This is a genomic window from Amycolatopsis sp. SID8362, from assembly GCF_010550475.1.
Classification (GTDB): Bacteria; Actinomycetota; Actinomycetes; order Mycobacteriales; family Pseudonocardiaceae; genus Amycolatopsis; species Amycolatopsis eburnea.
This window is the reverse complement of sequence record NZ_JAAGNB010001564.1, coordinates 1-4,752: the sequence shown is the minus strand read 5'-3', so window position 1 is coordinate 4,752 and position 4,752 is coordinate 1. Positions and strand designations below refer to the sequence as shown.

The window sequence follows — 4,752 nt, the reverse complement described above, 5'->3', positions numbered from 1 at the left end:
CGCCGCCGTGGCCAGTGTGAACGCCGTCGTCCCGAGCAGCGCGCCGCACAGGCCGAGCACGGCCACGACCGGGCCGAGCCGCCGGAGCCGGTCGGCGCCGAAGAGCAGCGCGAACACGGCGGCCGCGCTCAGCGCGAGCAGCGTGTAGCGCACCCACGGCTGCCAGTCCGGCGTGCGCGCGAGGAGCACGAAGCCCCACACCGCGGTCACCGCGAGCATGACGGCGAGCACCGCGCGAGCCGTGAAGTTCGCCCGCCCGCGCCAGAGCTCCCGCGCGGAAATCCCCAGCGTGGCGGCGATCCCGGGCGCCAGCGCGACCGTGTAGTACGGGTGGATGATCCCGCTCATGTAGCTGAACACCAGCGCGGTGACGACCAGCCAGCCACCCCACAGCAGCAGCGCCGCCCGCGTCCGGTCGGTGCGCGGCGCGCGGCGCGTGAACCACAGGCCGGCGACCAGCCCGATGACCGCGGCGGGCAGCAGCCACGACGCTTCGCCGCCGAACTCGCCGCCGAACAACCGCGTCAGCCCGGTCTCGCCGCCGAACCCGCCACCGCCGAAGCCGCGGCCGCCGGCGGGCAGCTCGACGCCGGCGGGCGGCGTGAACGTCGCGCCACCACCGCCACCGCGGCCTTCGCCGAAGATCCGGCCGAGCCCGTTGTAGCCGAAGGCCAGCTCCAGCACGGTGTTGTCGGTCGAGCCGCTGATGTAGGGCCGGTCGGCGGCCGGCCACAGCGCGACGACCGCGATCCACCAGCCGGCGGAGACGAGCACCGCGCCCGCCGCAGCACCCAGCTGCCAGACCCGCTTCCCGACCGACGTCGGCGCCGCGACGGCGTAGGCGAGCACGAACGCGGGCAGCACGAGGAAGGCCTGCAGCATCTTGTCGAGGAAGCCGAACCCGATCGCGACCCCGGCGAGCAGCAGCCACGCCGTGCTCCCGTGGTCGATCGCGCGCACCACGCAGTACGCGCCGGCGACCAGCAGCAGCACGAGGAAGGCGTCCGGGTTGTCGTAGCGGAACATGAGCGCGGCGACCGGCGTCAGCGCGAGCCCGGCGCCGGCCAGCAACCCGGCGCCCGGCCCGGAAAGCCGCCGCACGGCGAGGTACAGCAGTCCCACCGACGCGACGCCGGCGAGCGCGTTCGGGATGAGCAGGCTCCAGCTGGAGAAGCCGAAGAGCCGCCCGGACAACCCCATGATCCACAGGGAGAACGGCGGTTTGTCCACGGTGACGACGTTGCCCGGATCGAGCGAACCGAAGAACAACGCCTTCCAGCTCCACGTGCCGGCCTGCGCGGCCATCGCGTAGAAGTCGTTGGCCCAGCCCGTTTTCGCCAGGTCCCACAGGTAGAGCAGGCCGGTCCCGAGCAGCAGCGCGCCCACGGAAGGCCTGACCCACCGCGGTTCCCGCACGATTTCCGGAGCGGGCTGGGCGGCCGCGGGCGCCGGCAGCGTGGTCGTCATGACCCTCACCGTGTCGGCGCCGGATGTGGTGAACTTGTGCCGAAGCTGTGCGCGCGCTGTGGATCCGCCCCGACCAGGTGAGGTGAGCCGTGCCGGACCTGCCCGAGCTGGTGCGCCGCGCGATGCGAGCCGCCCGCCACGCGGGATTCGACCGCTCCTGCCTACCCGAACAGGGCCGGCTCCTGCGGTTGCTGGCCGGCGGCGTCCACGGTGGGGCGATCGGCGAGACCGGCACCGGCTTCGGCGTGGGCCTCGCCTGGCTCGCCGCCGGCGCCGGGCCCGGCACGACGGTGGTCAGCGTGGAGCGGGACGCCGAACGGCACGCGGCCGCGTCGGAACTCTTCGCCGGCGTGCCGAACGTGTCGATCCGGCACGCCGACTGGACCGACCTGGCCGAGGCGGCGCCGTTCGACCTGCTGGTGCTGGACGGCGGCGGTCAGGGCAAGGGCGCCGAGCCGCCGCTCGACCCACGGCGCTGGCTGCGGCCGTGGGGCACCCTCGTCATCGACGACTTCACCCCGATGACGTCGTGGCCGCCGACGTACGACGGCGCGCCCGACACCGCACGGCTGCACTGGTTGCGGCACCCGGACCTGCTGGCGACCGAGCTGCGGCTGACCCCCGGTTCCGCCACGATCGTCGCCCGGCTCACGCGGGCGCCGGCGCCACCGGGAACGTGATCTCGAACTCCGTGCGCCCCGGCCGGCTCTGCACCCCGACCCGGCCGCCGTGCGCGCCGACCACCGCGGCCACGATCGCCAGCCCGAGCCCCGTGCTGCCCGCCGCCCGCGAGCGCGAATTGTCGCCGCGGGCGAAGCGCTCGAAGACGTTCGGGAGGATGTCCGGCGGGATGCCCGGGCCGTCGTCGGCCACGCGGAGCCGGACCATTTCGTCCGAAGTGGACAAAGTGGTCGTCACCGTCGTGCCCGCCGGCGTGTGCGTGCGCGCGTTGGCCAGGACGTTGATCACCACCTGGTGCAGCTGGCCAGCGTCGCCGAGCACGCCGATCGGCTCGCCGGGGACGTCCATCAGCCACTTGTGCTCCGGCCCCGCGACGTGCGCGTCCGCGACCGCGTCGGCCACCAGGCGGCAGAGGTCCACCCACTCGTGCACCACCGGGCGGCCGGAGTCGAGGCGCGCGAGCAGCAGCAGGTCCTCGACCAGCGTCGTCATCCGGCGCGACTCCGACTCGACGCGGCTCATCGCGAACGCGACGTCCGGCGGCACCTGCTCGCCGCCGCGGCGGGTCAGCTCGGCGTAGCCCCGGATCGCCGCCAGCGGCGTGCGCAGCTCGTGGCTGGCGTCCGCGACGAACTGGCGGACCCGGTTCTCGCTCGCGTGCCGCGCGGTGAGCGCGTTCGCGACGTGCTGCAGCATCCGGTTCAGCGCTGAGCCGACCTTGCCGACCTCGGTGTTCGGGTCGGTGTCGCTCTCCGGAACGCGTTCCGACAGCGCGACTTCGCCGCGGTCCAGCGGCAGTTCCGACACGCGCGTCGCGGTCGCGGCCAGCCGGTCGAGCGGCTTCATCGTGCGCCGGATCGTCGCCGCGCCGACCGCGCCCGCCACCAGGATCCCGGCGATCGCGACGCCGCCCAGGATGAACCCGAGCCGCCACAGCGTTTCGTTGACGTCCTTGAGCGGCAGGCCGATGACCGTCTTCTCGCCGCCGGGCGAAACCGTGGAGACGACCCGGTACTCGCCGAGGCTGCCACCGAGGTCGACGGTGCGCTGCTTCCCGTCGGACGGCACCTCCAGCAGGGTCAGCACCTGCTCCGCCGGGATGGCCTTCAGCGGCGGCCGGCGCTTCGACGGCGTCCCCGCGCTGAAGTCGAGCACCCCCGCCTGCGCCCGGTTGCCGGTCAGGACGACCGCGAGCGTGCCGTCGCCCTGGCCGAGCACGCGCAACGGGTCCGGCGGCGGCGCTTCGCCGTACGGCCACGGCGGCCGTTCCCCACCGTGCGCGGCGCGGTCGCTGGCCGCCTTGAGCCTGTCGTCCTGCTGGCGCACCAGGAACTCGCTCAGCGCGAACTCCGTGACCACGCCGACGACCACGCACACCAGCGCGAGCAGCGCGGCGAGCTGGACGATCAGCCGCCGCCGCAGCGACCAGGGCCGCCGGAACCGCCGCCGGTCAGCCCGCTGGCTTGAGGACATACCCGGCGCCCCGCATGGTGTGGATCATCGGCTCGCGGTCGGCGTCGATCTTCTTGCGCAGGTAGGAGATGTAGAGCTCGACGATGTTGGCTTGGCCGCCGAAGTCGTAGCTCCAGACGCGGTCCAGGATCTGGGCCTTCGACAGCACGCGCTTCGGGTTGCGCATGAGGTAGCGCAGCAGCTCGAACTCGGTCGCGGTCAGCGGCACCAGGTCGCCGCCGCGGTGCACCTCGCGGCTGTCCTCGTCCAGGGTGAGGTCGCCGACCACCAGCTGCGACCCGCTCGCGCCCGTGACCCCGCCCGCGCGGCGCAGCAGCGCGCGCAGCCGCAGGGCGACTTCTTCGAGGCTGAAGGGCTTGGTGACGTAGTCGTCGCCGCCCGCGGTCAGCCCGGCGATGCGGTCCTCGACCGCGTCCTTCGCCGTCAGGAACAGCACCGGCAGGTTCGGCGCCTCGGACCGCATGCGCCGCAGCACTTCGAGACCGCTGAAGTCGGGGAGCATCACGTCCAGGACGACGGCGTCGGGGCGGAAGTCACGCGCGATCCGGACGGCCTCCGTGCCGTCACCCGCGCTGCGCACCTCCCAGCCCTCCATCCGCAGGGCCATCGACACCAGCTCGGCCAGCGTCGCCTCGTCGTCGACCACGAGCACCCGCACGGGGCTGCCGTCGGCGCGGCGCAGGTCGGCCTTGCCGGGGCCGGGTGACGTGGCGTTCATAGCGGTCATGGTGCCACCTTCCCGGCGCACCGTCAGTGTTCGCTGTGCACTCGCTGTGCGTTCCCTGTGAGAGTTCGCCCGGCCGGGGCACAGCGCCCGCTGACGCCCCGCACAGCTCAAACACAGCCTCGGCGGCGAACCTGACCGGGACCAGTGTGGGCACCACCGGAGGACACGATGACGACCGAGCCGACGCCGACCACGCCACCCCAGGGCGAGCCGGCCCCAGCCAACTGGGGCGACCCGGCCCCAGCCGCGCCGAAGAAGGGCTGGTCCGGCAAGAAAACGGCCATCGCGGCCGGCATCGCGGTGGTCATCGCGGCCGGCGGCGGCGCGGCGATCTGGGCGGGCACCAGCAGCGCCGGCGACACCGCACAGGGCCCCGGCGGCTTCGGCGGCCCGGGCGGCAATGG

General features: G+C 73.9%; 4 protein-coding genes and 1 pseudogene. 2 read left to right on the top strand and 3 right to left on the bottom strand.

What is annotated here, in order from left to right; genetic code table 11:
- The coding region (locus tag G3I65_RS48495) for a glycosyltransferase family 39 protein (protein WP_239071902.1) at window positions 1–1,467 on the bottom strand (1,467 nt) is incomplete at its 3' end.
- 89 nt (window positions 1,468–1,556) lie between these two features.
- Here G3I65_RS48495 and G3I65_RS48490 point away from each other — a divergent pair.
- Window positions 1,557–2,147, top strand: coding sequence for an O-methyltransferase (locus G3I65_RS48490; RefSeq protein ID WP_203612717.1), 591 nt, complete (start codon window positions 1,557–1,559; stop codon window positions 2,145–2,147).
- On the opposite strand, the gene G3I65_RS48485 is transcribed toward G3I65_RS48490, so the two are convergent.
- Both G3I65_RS48485 and G3I65_RS48480 read right to left on the bottom strand, forming a co-directional pair.
- Window positions 2,116–3,621: a cell wall metabolism sensor histidine kinase WalK gene (locus G3I65_RS48485; RefSeq protein ID WP_160702297.1), complete on the bottom strand. Its 1,506-nt coding sequence runs from the start codon at window positions 3,619–3,621 to the stop codon at window positions 2,116–2,118. The genes G3I65_RS48490 and G3I65_RS48485 overlap by 32 nt on opposite strands.
- On the bottom strand, window positions 3,599–4,348 hold the full coding sequence (locus tag G3I65_RS48480) for a response regulator transcription factor (RefSeq protein ID WP_086845625.1): 750 nt from the start codon (window positions 4,346–4,348) through the stop codon (window positions 3,599–3,601). The genes G3I65_RS48485 and G3I65_RS48480 overlap by 23 nt, the downstream gene beginning before the upstream one ends.
- A gap of 168 nt (window positions 4,349–4,516) precedes the next feature.
- On the opposite strand from G3I65_RS48480, the pseudogene G3I65_RS48475 reads away from it, so the two are divergent.
- Window positions 4,517–4,752: pseudogene (locus G3I65_RS48475) on the top strand (hypothetical protein); the annotation flags it as partial.

Excerpts from the sequence above, each read along its gene's own strand:
- G3I65_RS48480 (WP_086845625.1), bottom strand. The coding sequence starts at position 4,348 with ATGACCGCTATGAACGCCACGTCACCCGGCCCCGGCAAGGCCGACCTG.
- G3I65_RS48485 (WP_160702297.1), bottom strand. The coding sequence starts at position 3,621 with ATGTCCTCAAGCCAGCGGGCTGACCGGCGGCGGTTCCGGCGGCCCTGG.